This window comes from Martinezella hainanensis (assembly GCF_900094555.1).
Lineage (GTDB): Bacteria > Pseudomonadota > Alphaproteobacteria > Rhizobiales > Rhizobiaceae > Rhizobium > Rhizobium hainanense.
Window position 1 is genome coordinate 691,391 of record NZ_FMAC01000001.1, and the last position, 17,908, is coordinate 709,298.

18 protein-coding genes are annotated in these 17,908 nt (G+C 59.9%); 7 read left to right on the forward strand and 11 right to left on the reverse strand.

Annotated features, from left to right (window positions below; translation table 11 throughout):
* Positions 1–45: 45 nt before the first annotated feature.
* The 3 genes from GA0061100_RS03345 to glpK all read right to left on the reverse strand — a co-directional run bounded on the left by GA0061100_RS03345 (position 46) and on the right by glpK (position 3,535).
* Positions 46–915, reverse strand: a complete 870-nt coding sequence (locus tag GA0061100_RS03345; RefSeq protein WP_244557753.1) for a S66 peptidase family protein — start codon at positions 913–915, stop codon at positions 46–48.
* Between the two features lie 129 nt (positions 916–1,044).
* Positions 1,045–1,854 carry a membrane-anchored protein gene (locus tag GA0061100_RS03350; RefSeq protein WP_075851175.1) on the reverse strand — a complete coding sequence of 270 codons (810 nt, stop codon included), beginning with the start codon at positions 1,852–1,854 and terminating at the stop codon, positions 1,045–1,047.
* Between the two features lie 184 nt (positions 1,855–2,038).
* Complete coding sequence (glpK, locus tag GA0061100_RS03355) at positions 2,039–3,535, reverse strand: glycerol kinase GlpK (protein ID WP_075851177.1); 1,497 nt, start codon at positions 3,533–3,535, stop codon at positions 2,039–2,041.
* A gap of 340 nt (positions 3,536–3,875) precedes the next feature.
* On the opposite strand from glpK, the gene GA0061100_RS03360 reads away from it, so the two are divergent.
* The 3 genes from GA0061100_RS03360 to xdhB all read left to right on the forward strand — a co-directional run bounded on the left by GA0061100_RS03360 (position 3,876) and on the right by xdhB (position 8,532).
* Positions 3,876–4,652: a 3-hydroxybutyrate dehydrogenase gene (locus GA0061100_RS03360; RefSeq protein WP_075851874.1), complete on the forward strand. Its 777-nt coding sequence runs from the start codon at positions 3,876–3,878 to the stop codon at positions 4,650–4,652.
* Between the two features lie 70 nt (positions 4,653–4,722).
* Positions 4,723–6,192, forward strand: a complete 1,470-nt coding sequence (gene xdhA, locus GA0061100_RS03365; RefSeq protein WP_075851179.1) for a xanthine dehydrogenase small subunit — start codon at positions 4,723–4,725, stop codon at positions 6,190–6,192.
* Between the two features lie 3 nt (positions 6,193–6,195).
* A complete protein-coding gene (gene xdhB / locus GA0061100_RS03370) occupies positions 6,196–8,532 on the forward strand; it encodes a xanthine dehydrogenase molybdopterin binding subunit (RefSeq protein ID WP_075851180.1) in 2,337 nt (778 codons plus the stop codon).
* A 258-nt stretch (positions 8,533–8,790) separates the two neighbouring features.
* On the opposite strand, the gene GA0061100_RS03375 is transcribed toward xdhB, so the two are convergent.
* Positions 8,791–8,994: a hypothetical protein gene (locus tag GA0061100_RS03375; RefSeq protein WP_075851182.1), complete on the reverse strand. Its 204-nt coding sequence runs from the start codon at positions 8,992–8,994 to the stop codon at positions 8,791–8,793.
* A gap of 102 nt (positions 8,995–9,096) precedes the next feature.
* On the opposite strand from GA0061100_RS03375, the gene GA0061100_RS03380 reads away from it, so the two are divergent.
* Positions 9,097–9,993, forward strand: coding sequence for a LysR substrate-binding domain-containing protein (locus tag GA0061100_RS03380; protein WP_083961262.1), 897 nt, complete (start codon positions 9,097–9,099; stop codon positions 9,991–9,993).
* Between the two features lie 3 nt (positions 9,994–9,996).
* Here the strand turns inward: GA0061100_RS03380 and GA0061100_RS03385 are convergent, their stop codons facing one another.
* Entirely contained in the window at positions 9,997–10,329 is a 333-nt protein-coding gene (locus tag GA0061100_RS03385) for a hypothetical protein (RefSeq protein ID WP_075851186.1), read from the reverse strand.
* Positions 10,330–10,543: 214 nt separating this feature from the next.
* On the opposite strand from GA0061100_RS03385, the gene GA0061100_RS03390 reads away from it, so the two are divergent.
* From GA0061100_RS03390 to GA0061100_RS03400, 3 genes are read left to right on the forward strand one after another with little or no spacing between them, the layout of a single operon-like run.
* Positions 10,544–11,782, forward strand: coding sequence for a urate hydroxylase PuuD (locus GA0061100_RS03390; RefSeq protein ID WP_075851188.1), 1,239 nt, complete (start codon positions 10,544–10,546; stop codon positions 11,780–11,782).
* Positions 11,779–13,086 carry a guanine deaminase gene (guaD, locus tag GA0061100_RS03395; protein WP_075851190.1) on the forward strand — a complete coding sequence of 436 codons (1,308 nt, stop codon included), beginning with the start codon at positions 11,779–11,781 and terminating at the stop codon, positions 13,084–13,086. Before GA0061100_RS03390 ends, guaD begins: the two co-directional genes overlap by 4 nt.
* Positions 13,087–13,133: 47 nt before the next feature.
* Positions 13,134–14,273, forward strand: a complete 1,140-nt coding sequence (locus tag GA0061100_RS03400) for an alpha-hydroxy acid oxidase (RefSeq protein WP_075851192.1) — start codon at positions 13,134–13,136, stop codon at positions 14,271–14,273.
* Here the strand turns inward: GA0061100_RS03400 and GA0061100_RS03405 are convergent.
* From GA0061100_RS03405 to puuE, 6 genes are all read right to left on the reverse strand, one after another.
* Entirely contained in the window at positions 14,270–15,010 is a 741-nt protein-coding gene (locus tag GA0061100_RS03405; RefSeq protein ID WP_075851194.1) for a metallophosphoesterase family protein, read from the reverse strand. The genes GA0061100_RS03400 and GA0061100_RS03405 overlap by 4 nt on opposite strands.
* A gap of 3 nt (positions 15,011–15,013) precedes the next feature.
* The gene (gene uraH, locus GA0061100_RS03410; RefSeq protein WP_075851196.1) at positions 15,014–15,370 is read right to left on the reverse strand and encodes a hydroxyisourate hydrolase; all 357 of its coding nucleotides are present in this window, start codon (positions 15,368–15,370) and stop codon (positions 15,014–15,016) included.
* Complete coding sequence (locus GA0061100_RS03415) at positions 15,367–15,867, reverse strand: ureidoglycolate lyase (RefSeq protein WP_075851198.1); 501 nt, start codon at positions 15,865–15,867, stop codon at positions 15,367–15,369. Before GA0061100_RS03415 ends, uraH begins: the two co-directional genes overlap by 4 nt.
* Positions 15,868–15,874: 7 nt before the next feature.
* Positions 15,875–16,237: a HepT-like ribonuclease domain-containing protein gene (locus GA0061100_RS03420; protein WP_075851200.1), complete on the reverse strand. Its 363-nt coding sequence runs from the start codon at positions 16,235–16,237 to the stop codon at positions 15,875–15,877.
* A 228-nt stretch (positions 16,238–16,465) separates the two neighbouring features.
* Positions 16,466–16,963: a 2-oxo-4-hydroxy-4-carboxy-5-ureidoimidazoline decarboxylase gene (gene uraD, locus GA0061100_RS03425; protein ID WP_075851202.1), complete on the reverse strand. Its 498-nt coding sequence runs from the start codon at positions 16,961–16,963 to the stop codon at positions 16,466–16,468.
* A 1-nt stretch (position 16,964) separates the two neighbouring features.
* Positions 16,965–17,888 carry an allantoinase PuuE gene (gene puuE, locus GA0061100_RS03430; protein ID WP_075851204.1) on the reverse strand — a complete coding sequence of 308 codons (924 nt, stop codon included), beginning with the start codon at positions 17,886–17,888 and terminating at the stop codon, positions 16,965–16,967.
* Positions 17,889–17,908 lie beyond the last annotated feature (20 nt).

A 17,908-nucleotide genomic window follows, 5' to 3' on the forward strand; every position in this document is an offset into this window, starting at 1 on the left:
ATCATCCGCACCGACAGGCTGCGTCAAAAAATATTCAGCGGGTAATCAGACATTGCCGCGCCGGATCGCCAACGTCCCCGCTTTTGCATCGAACTCCGCGATGGAGCCGATGAAAACGCTTGCCGGGCTATCGCCATGTCCGAGTGGCAAGCCGCCAAGCACCGGCACGTCGAGTTCGGCAAGATGTTCGCGCAGAATATCGATCACCGAATGAGGACGATCGAATTCGAAATCGGTAAACTGTCCGATGACAACGCCTGCCAGCCCATTGAGGTATCCTGCCTTGCGCAGCATCGTCATCTGCCGATCAACTTGGCCGATATACAGGCCGATGGCTTCAAGCAGGAGGATTGCGCCGTTCATGTCCGGCAGCGCCCAACCGGCGGATGTCGCCACCATGTCGAGATTGCCGCCGATCAGCCGGCCTCTGGCCGTTCCGCTTGTGGTCAGCCGCGAGGTCGGCTCTTCCGGACGCGCGGCCATCACGATGTCCTGCGTTGTCATCAGTGCCTGCCGCAGCGCGTCGTGCGTGTAGAGACTAAGGCTCTCTTCGTTCGGCCCGATGAAAAGCGCCCCATGAATGCTGACCTGATCGCAGTGTTTCAGCAGGCTCAAATGCAATGCGGTGATGTCGCTGAAGCCGATAACGAACTTGGGGTCGCGCCGGGCTGCGGCAAAATCCACTTGATCGGCGATCCGGTAAGATCCCTTGCCACCACGCGTGGTGAAGATCGCCCGAACCTCGGGATCTCGAAATGCAGCGTTGAGATCCGCCAGCCGCTCCTCGTCGGTGCCGGCGAGATAGCTCCACTTGCTAAAGGCATGTTCACCGAAATCGACGTCCAGCCCCCAGCCTTTCAGTATTTCGGCATTCCGCAGAACTCTGTCCTTCTCGGGCGAACTTGCGGGCGACACAAAACGCACCTTATCGCCCGGCCGGAGTGGCGGCGGCATCAGCATTGGACTGACCTCTGTGCAATCGAGTGATTCTATACCGTGATCTTGGCATGAATCGTCGACAGTCGTCGTTAAGCTGCATGGGCATCAACCCAGCGAGGGATTCGCGGCAACCGTCTGCTTCAGTTCCGCTCTCGTCTTCTGAGCGGCCGCTCCCTGGACGCGCCCTACCTCTGCCCTGCCCTTCCATAAAGGAAGGCCGATCGATCGCGACACAGCCGGATCGCTAGTGAACACCGGATAGCCGCGCTCGAGAAGCCGTTCGAGAACCTCGCGGTCCTTGCGGACATGCAATCGGGCGAGGTTTTCCGTGTTGTAGACATGCCCGCCGGAATCAGGATTGATGCCGGTGATGATGACTTCGGTCGCGCCGTTATAGAGCGCGAAGAGCACCGCGTTGATACCGTTGGAGCATTTGTCGTCCGCACCAAGCTCGCTGCACTTCACCCCGCCGACCCGGTCGAGCAGCGCCATGCGCTTGTACCGATCGACGATCTCAAGCTTGTCGTAGCCGTAATTGAAGGCTTTAAGCCCATCTTCCAGCCGCTGAAACTCCTTCCGCCATAACAGGACGTAGAGCATCTTCGTCCGCTCGCCGTTCAGAACGCGGCGCACCTCGACGGCGTTGGTATTCGTTCCCTCGATCTGATTGAACTGGACGAGCGTCACGTCGGGGACCTTTATGCCCCAGCCCTTCGTCACCGTCTGCGAGCCATTGATGGTGATGACCCGGAAGCTCTCATCGAAATCCATGGGCTTGTTCGAGACGGGCGCCGAACCAACGACGAGAACAGGCCCACTGAAGCGTTCCGCCAGGATCGGCGGCTTTGGTCGGGTCAGATGATACTTGATCTGCCGATAGTAATGTTTTTTCAGTTCAGAAAATTGAGCAGCCATTATTCGCTTTATCGTCTCTTAAGAAGGCGTCCGTCCTCAAACGGCTCTGTCCGGCGAAGCGCGGCCCGGAACCCTCCCCGAACCACGAATAAGACGAGTATCGCTGCGCGCACTTATATAAGCAAAATAAAGAAATCTTACATGGCATAACCTAGGGTGAGCAGCCAACGAAGGCTGATCATCCCTACCGTGTACTCAAGGTGCGCGAGACCGCATTTTTCCAGCCTTTGAGCTTCGCATTTCGGGTCTTGTCATCCATGTCGGGCTCGAAACGCTTGTCGCGCGCCCAGGCCTTGGCAAAACCGGCGCGATCCGGCCAGACGCCGGCCCGGCTGCCCGCAAGCCAGGCAGCCCCAAGCGCTGTCGTTTCGAGGATCGTCGGACGGTCGACCGGCGCATTGAGCAGGTCGGCAAGCCGCTGCATCGTCCAGTCGGATGCGACCATGCCGCCGTCGACGCGCAGCACGGTGTGCTGCCCACTGCCATTGCGCCAATCCTTGTGCATGGCATCCAACAGGTCGCGCGACTGGTAGCAAACAGCCTCCAGCGCTGCCCGGACGATTTCTTCAGGTCCGGTATTGCGCGTCAACCCGAAGATCGCGCCGCGCGCATCCGGGTCCCAATGTGGTGCGCCGAGGCCGGTGAAGGCCGGCACCAGATAGACCTCCTGCAGCGGATCGGCCTTGGCTGCCAGTTCACCGGAATCCGAGGCACGCTGGATGGCCTTCAGGCCGTCGCGCAGCCATTGCACTGCGGCGCCCGCGATGAAGATCGAGCCCTCCAATGCATAGGTCGTCTCGCCGTTCAGCCTGTAGGCGATGGTGGTCAGCAGGCGGTTTTTCGACCGCACCATGTCCGTGCCGGTATTGAGAAGCGCGAAGCAGCCCGTACCATAGGTGGATTTCATCATGCCGCGTTCGAAGCAGGCCTGGCCGATCGTCGCCGCCTGCTGATCGCCGGCAACGCCGAGGATCGGGATTGCGGCACCGAAGTGCGAAGGATCGGCAACACCGAAATCAGCGGCACAATCCTTCACCTCGGGTAGCATCGCCGAGGGAACGCGAAGAATATCCAGCAACTCCCCTTCCCATTCATTGGAGCCAATATTGTACATCAGCGTCCGCGAGGCATTGGTGGCATCGGTGACGAAGCTCTTGCCCCCAGTCAGCCGCCAGATCAGGAAGGTATCGACGGTGCCGAAGCAAAGCCCGCCCTTGGCGGCGCGGGCACGAGCACCCTTAACATTGGCCAAAAGCCAGGAGAGCTTGGTGCCGGAGAAATAGGGATCGAGCAGCAGGCCGGTGCGGCGTGTGAAGAGTTTTTCCAGATCCTGCCGCTTGAGCTTTTCGCAATAGCTCGCCGTGCGGCGGTCCTGCCAGACGATGGCATTGTGGATCGGCTTGCCGGTCTCGCGATCCCAGACGACGACGGTCTCGCGCTGATTGGTGATGCCGAGCGCTGCAATATCCTTGGCGGTGATGCCGGCAGCTTCGATCGCCTTGCGGACGGTGGCGAGGACGGACGACCAGATCTCTTCCGGATCGTGTTCGACCCAGCCGGGTTTCGGATAATGTTGGGTGAATTCCTTCTGTCCGACACCGGCAACCTTCATCTTGCCGTCGAAAACGATGGCCCGCGTCGACGTCGTTCCCTGATCGATCGCCAAGACATAACCGCTCATACAGTCCTCCCGCCTGTTGTATCCCGAAACAACAGATACGCGAGCAAAACGAATGTGAAAAGAAAGCAAAACGAAATTTTTCGCTGAAGGACGCGCTTTGCGGTGCAACGCCGTGGGTCAAAGCGCCGCAAAAGCGACTGGCAGCAATGCGATTGCCAGATCCGACTGTTTGGGACTACAGCGACCTTTGCGCGTCACATGTGACGCGCAAAGGTCGCTGTAGCACTTTAAAGCGGCTGCATAATTTTATCCTTAAATCGATCCCGATTTAAGGAATTATGCAGTAAGCTCAGTCCGTTTTGCATTGCAGCAGAAAGCTGCGCTGTCCAAGGAGAAGATCATGGCTAGAACAGTTGTCGTCACCGGTTCCACGAGCGGTATCGGCCTCGCCATCGCAACGGCCTTCGCCGCCAAGGGCGATAACGTCGTCATCAACGGCTTCGGAAAGCCGGAGGAGATCGACGCGATCAAGACGAAACTCGAAGCCTCCGGCGGTGGCAAAGTGATCTATCATCCCGCCGACATGACGAAGCCCGCCGAGATCGCCGACATGATTGCAACGGCCAACTCCACCTTCGGCAGCGTCGATGTTCTCGTCAACAATGCCGGCATCCAGCATGTCGAGAAGATCGAGGATTTCCCGATCGAGAAGTGGGACCAGATCATCGCAATCAATCTCTCCAGCTCCTTCCACACCATCCGCGCCGCCATTCCGCTGATGAAGGCGAAGAAATACGGCCGCATCATCAACATCGCCTCAGCCCATGGCCTGGTTGCCTCGCCCTTCAAATCCGCCTATGTCGCGGCAAAACATGGTATATTGGGTCTGACCAAGACGGCGGCGCTCGAGCTTGCCGAATTCGGCGTCACGGTGAACGCCATTTGCCCCGGCTACGTCCTGACCCCGCTTGTCGAAAAGCAGATCCCGGACACGGCCAAGGCCCGCGGCATGACCGAGGAGCAGGTCAAGAACGAGGTCATCCTCAAGGCCCAGCCCACGCATGAGTTCGTCAAGGCCGAAGAAATCGGCGCCCTGTCGCTCTACCTTGCGAGCGACGAGGCACGCCAGGTGACCGGCACGCATGTCTCGATTGACGGTGGCTGGACCGCGGAATAACCATTGACGGTTAGGGCCGGATTCGTTCGCGCGTCCGGCCCGGACCTATAGATAAAAAAACGGGAACGACATGAGCGACAGCATTCGCTTTATCCTCAACGGAGAGGATATCACGCTATCCAACCTGCGCCCCACCGAGACGCTGCTCGACTTCCTGCGCCTCCAGCGGCGCCTGACGGGAACGAAGGAAGGATGCGCGGAAGGCGACTGCGGCGCCTGCACTGTGCTTGTGGGACGCCTGATCGATGGCGGGCTGCACTATGAATCCGTCAATGCCTGCATCCGCTTCGTTGGCTCGCTGCATGCGACCCATGTCGTCACCGTCGAGCATCTTGCCGCGCAAAACGGCACCCTCCATCCGGTGCAGCAGGCGATGGTCGATTGCCACGGCTCGCAATGCGGTTTCTGCACGCCGGGCTTTGTCATGTCGCTCTATGGCCTCTGGCTGACCACGGAAAAGCCGTGCCGGGCGCAGATCGAAAAATCGCTCCAAGGCAATCTCTGTCGTTGCACTGGCTACGAGCCCATCGTCAAGGCGGCAGAGCAGGTCAGCCAGAAGCGGCCGAGCGCGCTCTTCGACCCCCTCGAAAAGACCAGAGCCGATATCATCGCTCGCCTCTGGGCGATGCAGGGCGGCGATACCATCGAGATTGCCGAAGGCGAGGATCGCCTCATCGTACCCAACTCCGTTGCCGCATTGGCGCAGGTGATGGCCGAAGAGCCGAATGCAACCGTCGTCGCCGGCTCCACAGATGTCGGCCTGTGGGTTACCAAGCAGATGCGCCGGCTCAATCCTGTGGTCTTCATCAATCATCTGACGGATCTGCAGAAAATCACGGTTGAAGATACAGGCCTGACCATCGGCGCCGGCGCCAGCTACAGCCGTGCCTTTACCGTGATCGCGGAAAAAATCCCGGCTCTTGCCAACCTCATCAACCGCATCGGCGGCGAGCAGGTACGCAACATGGGCACCATCGGCGGCAATATCGCCAACGGCTCGCCGATCGGTGATAGCCCGCCGCCGCTGATCGCCCTTGGCGCTACCGTCAAGCTTCGTTCGGCAGCCGGCACCCGCAGCCTGCCGCTGGAAGATTTCTTCATCGACTACGGCAAGCAGGACCGCAATCCCGGCGAATTCGTCGAAAGCATCCTTGTCCCCTACCCGGCCGACGATGTGCATTTTGCCGTCTACAAGATCACCAAGCGCCGCGATGAGGACATTACCGCCGTGCTCGGTGCCTTTCATCTGAAGCTGGACGATGCCGGCAATGTCACCGATATCCGTATCGCCTTCGGCGGCATGGCCGGCACGCCGAAGCGCGCCCGCACGGTCGAAGCCGAGTTGGTCGGCAAGCCATGGACGGAGGCGACCGTTACCGCCGTCCGCCCCGCTTTCGATGCGGACTATAAACCTTTGACCGATTGGCGCGCTTCCGCCGAATACAGGCAGCTGACCGCGAAAAATCTTCTCCTTCGCTTCTACCTGGAAACGGCCGGTGCGCCGCAGGAACTGAAGCGTTTTGCGGCTGAAGAGGCCTGAGCCATGGACAAATCCACCTTCGAAGAGCGCAAGGTCATCAACGGCTCCATGCACGGCTCGCTGAAACATGATTCCGCGCACAAGCACGTCACCGGAGCCGCCGATTACATCGACGATATCCCCGAGCCCGCAGGATTGCTGCACGGCGCGCTTGGCCTTTCCGACCGCGCTCATGCCGAGATCGCCGGCATCGATCTCGCCGCCGTCAAAGCCTATCCCGGCGTCGTCTGGGTCTTCACCGGCGCCGATATTCCAGGCGTCAATGACACCAGTTCCAACGGCATGCATGACGAACCGCTGCTTGCCGAAAAGAAGGTCGAATTCCACGGTCAGCCGATCTTTGCCGTCATCGCCGAAACTCGTGATGCGGCTCGCCGCGCCGCTCGCCTCGCCAGGATCGATTATCGCGACCTGCCGCATTGGAGCGATATCGACGGCGCGCTCGCCAACGGCGCGCCGCTCGTCTACGAGCCGATGACGCTGAAGCGCGGCGAACCCGAAACCGAGATGGCCAATGCCGTCAATCGCATCAAGGCGCAGATGCGCATCGGCGGCCAGGAACACTTCTACCTCGAGAGCCATATCGCCATGGCGATCCCTGGCGAAGACGATGAGGTCGCGGTCTGGTCGTCGACACAGCATCCGAGCGAAATCCAGCACATTGTCGGCCATGTCCTCGGCATTCCGTCCAATGCCGTCACGGTCAACGTGCGCCGCATGGGCGGCGGCTTCGGCGGCAAGGAAACGCAGGGCAACCAGTTTGCGGCGCTCGCAGCCGTCGCCGCCAAGAAGCTCGGACGCGCCGTGAAATTCCGGCCCGACCGCGACGAGGACATGAGCGCGACCGGCAAGCGCCACGACTTCCTGGTGGACTACGAAGTCGGCTTCGACGACGAAGGCCGCATCCATGCCGTCGACGCCACCTATGCCGCGCGCTGCGGCTTCTCCTCCGATCTTTCCGGCCCGGTCACCGACCGCGCGCTGTTCCACGCGGATTCCAGCTATTTCTACCCGCATGTGCATCTGGTCTCGAAACCGCTGAAGACGCATACCGTTTCCAACACCGCCTTCCGCGGCTTCGGCGGCCCGCAGGGGATGGTTGGCGGCGAGCGCATCATCGAGGAGATCGCCTATGCGCTCGGCAAGGACCCGCTCGAAGTCCGTCGCGCCAATTTCTACGGCCAGCCGGGCTCCGGCCGGACGCTGACCCCCTATCATCAGGAGGTCACCGACAACATCATCAACCGCGTCGTCGATGAGCTGGAACAGACCGCCGACTATCAGGCGCGCCGCAACGCCATCATCGCGTTCAACCGCTCCAGCCGCTTCATCCGCAAGGGCATTGCGCTGACGCCGGTGAAATTCGGCATCTCCTTCACGATGACCGCCTTCAACCAGGCGGGCGCGCTGGTGCATATCTATCAGGATGGCTCCATTCACCTGAACCATGGCGGCACCGAAATGGGTCAGGGCCTCTATACCAAGGTAGCGCAGGTTCTGGCCGATAGCTTCCAGGTCGATATCGACAGGGTGAAGATCACCGCGACGACAACAGGCAAGGTGCCGAACACCTCGGCAACGGCCGCGTCTTCCGGTTCCGACCTGAACGGCATGGCAGCCTATGACGCCGCGCGGCAGATCAAAGAGCGGCTGACCGCCTTCGCGGCTGAAAAATGGGGTGTCGGCGCTGAGGAAGTGCAGTTCCTGCCGAACCGCGTGCGCGTCGGCGAAGAGGAAATCCCCTTCCCGGATTTTGTCAAGCAGGCCTATTTCGCCCGCGTCCAGCTCTCGGCTGCCGGCTTCTACAAGACGCCGAAGATCCATTGGGACCGCAAGGCCGGCCGCGGCACACCCTTCTACTATTTCTCCTATGGTGCCGCCTGCTCGGAAGTGTCGATTGACATGCTCACCGGCGAATACCTGATCGACCGCACCGACATCCTCCATGATGTCGGTCACTCCCTCAATCCGGCGATCGATATCGGCCAGGTCGAGGGCGCCTTCGTGCAGGGCATGGGCTGGCTGACGACCGAGGAGCTCTGGTGGGATGCCAAGGGCCGGTTGCGCACGCACGCACCCTCGACCTACAAGATCCCGCTCGCCTCCGACCGTCCAAAGATCTTCAACGTTCGTCTTGCCGAATGGTCGGAGAATACGGAAGCCACCATCGGCCGCTCGAAGGCCGTCGGCGAGCCGCCCTTCATGCTCAGCATATCGGTACTAGAGGCTCTTTCGATGGCGGTCGCCAGCGTTGCAGATTATCGCGTCTGCCCGCGCCTCGATGCCCCCGCGACACCGGAACGGGTGCTGATGGCGGTCGAAAGGCTGAAAGGGATGTGATTCTTTGGCCGGGGCTTTTGTCACGGCATGAATCTGCCACGAAACGAAGGACCGCGTTTGATGCTCGTATAAGCCACGGGCTGCCAATCTCCCCCTTTGTGGGGGAGATGTCACGAAGTGACAGAGGGGGTAGGCACTCTCCACACCCTGGCTTTCTCACTTTTTGACCTCGTTCCTCAAAGCCTCACATGTGAGCACTGCACGCGACGCTCATCCAGATCGGCGCTGAAAGCGCCAGTATCCGGAGTTCAATTCTGCCTACAACACCCGCCTGTCGTCATAATGCGGCTCGCGCCCATCGAGAAATCCAAGATCGCGCTTCAGCCGGTCCGGCATCTCGTCGAGATCCAGATTCGGCGATGGCTCGCCATGCTTCAGGAAGACCTGCGTCACCGACTCCAAAAGACGCGCCAAGAGCGTGGGCTTGACCGCATTCACCGACTCCACGACATAACAATCCATGGCAACACCTCAATCCAATCAACGATATGGATTGCAGTTTGTCGCGAAAAATGCTGAAATTCCAATCGAACTATCGTCTGCATACATAAAGAGAACTTATCCATGAAGCTCTCCAAGCGCTTCCCGCTGAATGCGCTCCGCGTCTTCGAGGCCGCCGCCCGGCACGGCAGTTTCACACGGGCCGGCGAAGAGCTTGGCATGACCCAGACCGCGGTCAGCTATCAGATCAAGCTGCTGGAAGAGACCGTGGGCGAGCCGTTATTCCTGCGTCGTCCGCGACAGATCCTGTTGACCGAGGCCGGAGAGCAGCTTGCACCGAAAGTGGCTGAAGCCTTTGCCTTGCTGCAGGAGGCCATGGCCTCGATCAGCGGCGATGCCGAAACGACGCTGCGCATCCATTCGACCCCGACCTTTGCCTCGCAGTGGCTGGCCCGCCATATCGGGTCGTTTCAGCTGAAGCATCCCAATATCGCCGTTCGGCTGGATACATCCGGCTCGATCATAGACTTCGCCCGTGAGCCCTCCGATATCGCCATCCGCGCCGGGCGTGGCCAGTGGCCGGGATTGCGTGCGCACCTGCTGATGAAGGTCTATTTCACGCCGATGCTGAGCCCGGCGCTTGCCGAGACGGTCGGCGGCATACATGAACCGGCCGATCTCCTGAAGCTCCGCATCATCGACGCGGGCGACCCATGGTGGGTCCAATGGTTTAAGGAGGCAGGCGTTCCCGACCCCGGCCTTCAGGGTCGGCCGCGAAGCAGGCTCGGCGCCCAGTCCTTCGAGGCGAGCGCGGCGTTGGCCGGTCAGGGCGTCGCCATCCTGACCCCGGAATTCTATGCGGATGATCTGGCTTCCGGTCGGTTGATCCAGCCCTTCGACATTCTTTCGTCCGACAATACGGACTATTGGATCGCCTATCCGGAAAACAGGCGTCATACGCCGCGTATCCGCGCCTTCAGGGATTGGCTCCTCAGCGAATTCGGCATGCCGCTGCAATAACACTCAATCGGACATATCGGGCGCATAGAAACAGCGCGGGGTATTCTCGTCCGGAAACAGACAGAGATGATAAGCGCCATCCGGCGAATGCATCGCCTTGCTCTGCGGCAGATTGAAAATATGCGCGTGCGTGATGTAGCGATGGTCGCCGGGATTGAGCGTCACGCGATAGCCACCCGGCACGATGGTGACCGTGCGCGACGGGATCATCTCGCAGTCGCCGGTCGTGCTGTCGCCATTACAACAATAGGGATCATAGGACCATCCGGAGGGCGCATCATGCGCCAGGGCGGAGCTTGCAAAGGCAAAAAAGACGAAGGCCAGAACACCACGCATGGGCAATTCTCCGTCGAAAAATTGACGGCCGCCGCGGACACGGCCCGCTCCAAGCAGCCGAGGGCGTTTTATTAAAAAACTGCCATAATCTGATCTAATGCGGTCCGTGCACTAAACAAGGTCAGGCTTTTTGCTGGCGCATCAAACTCTCCCCTTCCCTCCGCCGCCAACATTTTGCAAGGTGCGGAGTCGGAGGAAGAAAAAGGGGAACTGAATGTATGAATACGCCATAGCGTGGGAATGGCTGGCCTTTGCCGCCCGCTGGTTCCACGTCATAACCGCCATTGCCTGGATCGGTTCGTCTTTCTACTTCATCGCGCTCGATCTCGGGCTGGTGAAGCGCCCGCATCTTCCGCCCGGCGCCTATGGCGAGGAATGGCAGGTTCATGGCGGCGGCTTCTATCATATCCAGAAATATCTCGTCGCCCCGGCACAGATGCCGGAGCATCTGACCTGGTTCAAATACGAGAGCTATTTCACCTGGATTTCCGGCTTCCTGATGCTGTGCATCGTCTACTACGGCGGTGCCAACCTCTTCCTCATCGACCGACATGTGCTCGATGTCAGCGTTCCCGTCGCGATCCTGATTTCGCTGGCTTCGCTTGCCGGCGGCTGGATCGTCTATGATCTGCTCTGCAAGTCCCCGCTTGGCAACAACACCTGGGGGCTGATGATCGTGCTTTATGCCGTGCTGGTCTTCATGGCCTGGGGCTACACGCACCTTTTCACCGGCCGCGCCGCCTTCCTGCATCTCGGCGCCTTCACCGCGACGATCATGTCGGCGAACGTCTTCATGATCATCATTCCCAACCAGAAGATCGTCGTCGCAGACCTCATTGCCGGCCGCACGCCCGACCCTAAATATGGCCGTATCGCCAAGCAGCGCTCGCTGCACAACAACTATCTGACGCTGCCTGTCATCTTTTTCATGCTGTCGAACCACTATCCGTTGGCTTTCGGCACAGCCTATAATTGGGTGATTGCGGCGCTGGTTTTCCTCATGGGGGTCACCATCCGTCACTGGTTCAACACGACGCATGCCCGCAAGGGTCATCCAACCTGGACCTGGATCGTCACCGTCATCCTATTCATTGTCATCATGTGGCTTTCGACCGTTCCCAAAGTGTTGACCGGCGAGAAGGAGGCCAATGCAATCCCTCCCGCCTTCCAGCCGTTTGCCTCGGATATACATTTCTCGTCCGTCAAAGAGATAGTTTCGACGCGCTGCACCATGTGCCATTCAGCCGAACCCGTTTATGAGGGGATTGTCCGGCCGCCAAAGGGTGTGATGCTGGAAAATGACGAGCAAATCGCTATGCATGCCCGGGAGATCTATATCCAGGCCGGCCGCAGCCACGCCATGCCTCCTGCCAATGTCACCGAGGTGACGCCCGAGGAACGCAAATTGCTGGTCGCCTGGTTCGAAAGCTCCATCGGAGAAAAAAGCCAATGACCACCCTTCTGCGCGGCCGACTGCTTTCCTTCAAGCGCCTGCCGCAAAGCCTCGATGATACTGACAGCTACGCTTATGAAAGCGACGGCGGCCTGCTGATCGAGAGCGGCATGATCGTCGCGACCGGCCCTTATGCCGATATCAAGGCGCAGGCGCCGGAAGGCGTGGTCGAAATCGACCATCGCCCGCATCTGATCCTGCCCGGTTTCATCGACATGCACCTGCATTTCCCGCAAATGCAGGTGATTGCCTCTTATGCCGCCAACCTCTTGGAATGGCTGAACACCTATACCTTCCCCGAGGAATGCCGCTTTGTCGAAAGCGCCCATGCGGAGCGGATCGCCAAGCATTTCTATGACGAGATGATCCGCCACGGCACGACGACGGCCGTCGCCTATTGCTCGGTGCACAAGACCTCCGCCGATGCCTATTTTGCCGAAGCCATGCGGCGCAATATGCGCATGGTCGGCGGCAAGGTGATGATGGATCGCCATGCGCCGCAGGGCCTGCTCGACACGCCGGAAATGGGCTATGACGAGACCCGCCAGGTGATATCAGACTGGCACGGCAAGGGCCGCAACCACGTCGCCATCACGCCGCGCTTCGCCATTACCTCGACGCCGGCGCAGATGGAGGCGACTGCCACCCTCGCCCGCGAATTCCCCGATCTGCACATTCAGACGCATCTTTCCGAGAACCACGACGAGATCACGTTCACCTGCGAGCTCTATCCGGAAGCGATCGACTACACCGATATCTACGCGCGCTACGGGCTGCTTGGCCCTAAAAGCCTGTTCGGCCATGCGATTCACCTCTCGGAGCGCGAAGCCGATGCCATGAGCGAGGCCGGCGCCGTTGCGGTGCATTGCCCGACCTCGAACCTGTTCCTCGGCTCTGGCCTCTTCCCGCTGAAGGCGCTGGCACGCCGCGAAAAACCCGTGCGTATCGGTGTCGCCACCGATATCGGCGGCGGCTCCAGCTATTCCATGCTGCGCACCATGGATGAGGCCTACAAAATCCAGCAGCTGCTCGGCGAGCGCCTGAATCCGCTGGAAAGCTACTATTACATGACGCGAGGGAATGCTGAATCCCTCTCCCTCGTCGACAAGATCGGCACGCTCGATGCCGGTACCGAAGCCGATCTGATCGTCCTTAACGCCGCTGCAACGCCGGCCATGGCGCTGAAGATGGAAGTGACGAAGAGCCTCACCGAAGAGCTGTTCCTGCTGCAGACCATGGGCGACGACCGCGCCGTCGTGGAAACCTATGTCGCCGGAAAGCCGATGAAATCGATCCTGCAATGAGGCAATCCGAACCTGCCCCCATGTAACCATCCAGAAGGCAAAGAGCCATGACCGCGCCGCTTACCATCGCAGAACTGAAAACGCTTGCTCAGCGGCGCGTGCCGAAAATGTTCTTCCAATATGCCGATTCCGGCTCCTGGACGGAGTCGACATATCAGGCGAACGAGGCGGATTTTGCCAAGATCAAGTTGCGCCAGCGCGTCCTCGTCGACATGTCCGATCGGTCACTCGCAACCACCATGGTCGGGCAAAAAGCCTCCATGCCGGTGGCATTGGCCCCGACCGGCCTCACTGGTATGCAGCACGCCGATGGCGAGATGCTGGCGGCGCGTGCCGCCGAGGAATTCGGCATTCCCTTCACGCTCTCGACGATGAGCATCTGCTCGATCGAGGACATCGCCTCGGTGACGAAGCAGCCCTTCTGGTTCCAGCTCTACGTGATGAAAGACCGCGATTTCGTTCTGAACCTGATCCAGCGCGCCAAGGCGGCGAAATGCTCGGCGCTCGTGCTGACGGCCGACCTGCAGATCCTCGGCCAGCGCCATAACGACATCCGCAACGGGCTTTCGGCACCGCCGAAAATGACGGCAAAGAACCTGTGGCAGATGGCGACGCGGCCGGGCTGGTGCATGGGCATGCTGAAGACCAGGCGCCGCTCCTTCGGCAATATCATCGGTCATGCCAAGGATATATCCGACATGACGACGCTGTCGCACTGGACGCACTCGCAGTTCGATCCCAAACTTTCCTGGAACGATGTCGCCTGGATCAAAGAGCAATGGGGCGGCCCGCTGGTCATCAAGGGTATTCTGGACGTCGAGGACGCCAAAGCGGCCGTCGATACCGGCGCCGACGCCATCATCGTCTCCAATCATGGCGGCAGGCAGCTCGATGGCGCGCATTCCTCCATCAGCATGCTGCCTCACATCGTCGATGCCGTCGGCGACAGGATCGAGGTGCATATGGATGGCGGCATCCGCTCCGGCCAGGATGTGCTGAAGGCCGTAGCACTCGGCGCCAAGGGCACCTTCATCGGCCGCCCCTTCCTCTACGGCCTCGGCGCCATGGGCAAGGAAGGCGTGACGCTCGCGCTCGAAATCATCCGCAAAGAGCTGGATATTTCCATGGCGCTCTGCGGCAAGCGGGATATCAGAGCGGTGGATCGGTCGATTTTGGCTGATTTCTAACGCAGCCAGCCCGTAGCCAGACCGCTCGCCCATTCCGCACGGCCATTCTCAGCCGCGAGCTTCGCCATCCCCATGTGATCGTAGGCGACCTGCCGGAAAACCGGCAGCCAATGATCCCCCACCTTCTCCAAAATTGCGTAGGAGGCGAAAGGATGGCCAGCCTCCACCTTGTGGTAAAAGGGCAGATCGTCGTCATAGGCCGGGCAGCCGACGCTGCCGGGATTGACGATCAGGCGGCCATCGGAAAGCCTGACGGCACGCGGAATATGGGTATGCCCGCACAAGATCAGCGGAAAATCGATACCGGCGGCTAACGCCTCAATCTCTTCCAAAGGCCTCAAATAGACCTGACCGTCCGCGGAGACGGATTCGAGCCAGTAAACATTATCATTGGCCGGCGTCGCATGGCAGAGATAGACTTCACCTAGATGAACTGCGCTGAAGGATAAGCCACGCAACCATTCGAGATGGCGTTCCGCCAGTTCGGAATGAGCGGCCCTGTCCGAGACATGCATGGCCTCCGGCGCCCGATCGATCAGATACCGATCATGATTGCCGCGCACGGTCATAGCATCGAGCCCAAGCAGGAGATCCGCCGTTTTCCCCGCCGTCAGCGGCCCGCTGAAGCAATCGCCGAGATTGACGATATCGCTGATACCCTGACTGCGGATATCCGCAAGCACCGCTTCGAGCGCAAGGTGGTTGCCGTGAATGTCCGCTATGGCTGCAAAGCGCAAATCTCAACTCCCGCGATAGGTGGAATAGCCGTAGGGGGAGATCAGCAGCGGCACATGATAATGTGCCGTCGTGTCAGCAATGCCGAAACGGATCGGAACGAGATCCAAAAAGGCCGGCTCCGGCAGCTTGGAGCCGCTGGCACGCAGATAGTCTCCAGCGCGGAACAGCAATTCATAGGTGCCGGCAACGAAGCTGTCACCGATCAGGATGGGAGCACCGTCCACGCGCCCGTCGGAGTTGGTCACGACCGTCTTCAGATGCGTGCGCGCCTCGCCCTCAACCCTGAAAAGATCGATCACCAGACCTTCAGCCGGCTTGCCAAGGGCGGTATCGAGCACATGGGTGGTCAATCCGGTCATAGCGTCGGTGCTCCAATGGTAAAGGGCGTATCGAAGAAGTATTCTTCCAGATTGTTTCCCGGTCCATCGCGATCCACGATAAGAAAATCGCTCTGTTCGTCCAGCGCCATCAGCGGATAGTGCCAGACATTGACCCGATAGTTCACGCCCTGCTCACCCCGCGCCAGGAAGACCTGCGGCCTGCCGGGCTTGCCACCCTCATCCTCTGCAACAACGACGAGAAACGGCCGGCCGTTCAGCGGCACGAAACACTGGCTGCCGAAAGGATGCCGCTCCATCATGTCGATCGAGAAAGGAAACGCGCGCGGCTGGCCGCGAAAGAGGTTCAGGATAACCCGAGCCCCATCCCCCGCAGCTTCGGCATTGGACAACGCATGAAAGCGCTCTGTCGTGCCACCGTTGATGTATCGCATGGTTGCCGGATCGGCCTCGATCACATCGCCGAAGGGTGCGAACGCGGCCTTTGTCAAAGGATTGATGTCGAGATGCTGTGTCATTGACTGATTATTCGCCTTCCGCTCGCCAGTGGCGAATGGAGTCCAATTGCAGGAGCAACTCCGGAACTGATTTGTGGGCGATGCCCCAAAGGGTAGCCAACTCGATGTCGACATACCCTTGCACAATCCGATTCCGGAAGTCCTGCATCACATGCCAAGGCAGCTCCGGATGGTCAACGACAAACTCCGGATATTCTTCTGCTATGCGTGTGGCGGCCTCGCCGATCAGCAGAAGATCCATGCCGATGGCACGCTGTTTCTCGACATTGTTGGAAAATGTGGCCTGATCGATCCCCCGAAGGAATTGGCCGATTTCGGATGCAGTAAACTGCATGCGCCCGAGATAGGTGATCAGCGGATCCAGACTCATGCGGGCTTCACTTCGCAGACAGTATGCAATCTCCGCGCGCTTAAACGCCGCTCGGCGTCGTCGGTCGCCCGCTCTCTTCTATCTCTGGACAATGCTTTCATGGCCTCACCGCAGCACCCCACTCGTGGATACTAGGCCATGAACGAACTGAAAAATAGCTCGTACTTTCTGCGAGAAAACCTATGCAGAAGCAAGCATGGGAGAGAATGGCGGCCCGCAGGCCGCCCATCACGCTTCTGGAAGCATGGACTGCAGACGCAACAGAGCGATCTTTTCGACCTGCGCTGCCGCCGTCGCGAATTCCGCATCCCGGCCATTGTCGATCCGAATTTCGAAGGCAGCCAGGATATCGTCCTTGCCGAGCCCCTTGACCGCGATGATGAAGGGAAAGCCAAACTTCGTCACATAGGCGGCATTGAGCTCGGTAAACCGGGCGTGCTCCTCGGGGCTCAGCCGATCGAGCCCGGCGCCGGCCTGCTCCCTGCGGCTGTCCTCGGTCAGCTCGCCGGCAATAGCGAGCCGGCCAGCGAGATCCGGGTGCGCCTGCAGCACGCCAAGCCGCTCCGTCTCGCTTGCGGCACGGAAAACCCGCACCAGCGCGGAATGCACGCCGCCGGAGGTTAGCGGCTCGGCGATGGCACCAGCATCATAAGCGCGCTCGGCCACGAAAGGCGAATGTTCGAAGACGCCGCCGAAGCGGCCGATAAAATCGTCCCGCGATATCATGTCAGCGCGCTCCCCCTGGAAGATGATTCTCATACCAGTGGTTGGCGATCTCGACGCGCTTCGGGATCCAGACCTTGTCATGTTTCTGCACATATTCGATGAACCGCCGCAACGCAGCGGCGCGGCCGGGGCGACCAACGAGACGGCAATGCAGGCCCACGGACATCATCTTCGGGCTGCCCTGCTTGCCCTCTTCATAGAGCGTGTCGAAGGCATCCTTTAGATAGGTGAAGAACTGATCACCGGAGTTGAAGCCCTGCGGCGTCGCAAAGCGCATGTCGTTGGTTTCGAGCGTATAGGGAATGATCAGGAACGGCTTGCCGTTCAGGCCATCGACCCAGAAGGGCAGATCGTCGGCATAGGAATCGGAGGAATAGAGGAAACCGCCTTCCTCCATCACGAGCCGCAGCGTATTATCGGACGGCTTGCCCTGGTACATGCCGTAGGGCCGCTCGCCGGTGAGTTCGGTATGCAACCGCACAGCCTCGAGAATGTGCTTGCGCTCCAGATCCTCTGAAAAGTCCTTATACTCCAGCCAGCGATAGCCGTGGCTGGCGATTTCCCAGCCGGCTTCCTTCATGGCGGCGACCGCTTCCGGGTTGCGGGCCATGGCGAGCGTCACGCCATAGACCGTCGCCTGAACCTTGAGTTCGGTGAACATGCGCCACAGCCGCCAGAATCCGGCGCGCGAGCCGTATTCGTAGATCGATTCCATGTTGAGATTGCGCTGGTTTGGCCAGGAAGCAGCTCCGACAATCTCGGAGAGCAGGTTTTCGGAACCCGGATCGCCGTCGAGAATGCAGCTTTCCCCACCCTCTTCATAGTTGATCACGAATTGCACTGCTACGCGGGCATCGCCAGGCCATTTGGGGTCCGGCGTATTGCGGCCGTAGCCGATGAGATTACGGGGATAGATTTCCGACATTGGATGCACCTTCTCTGATC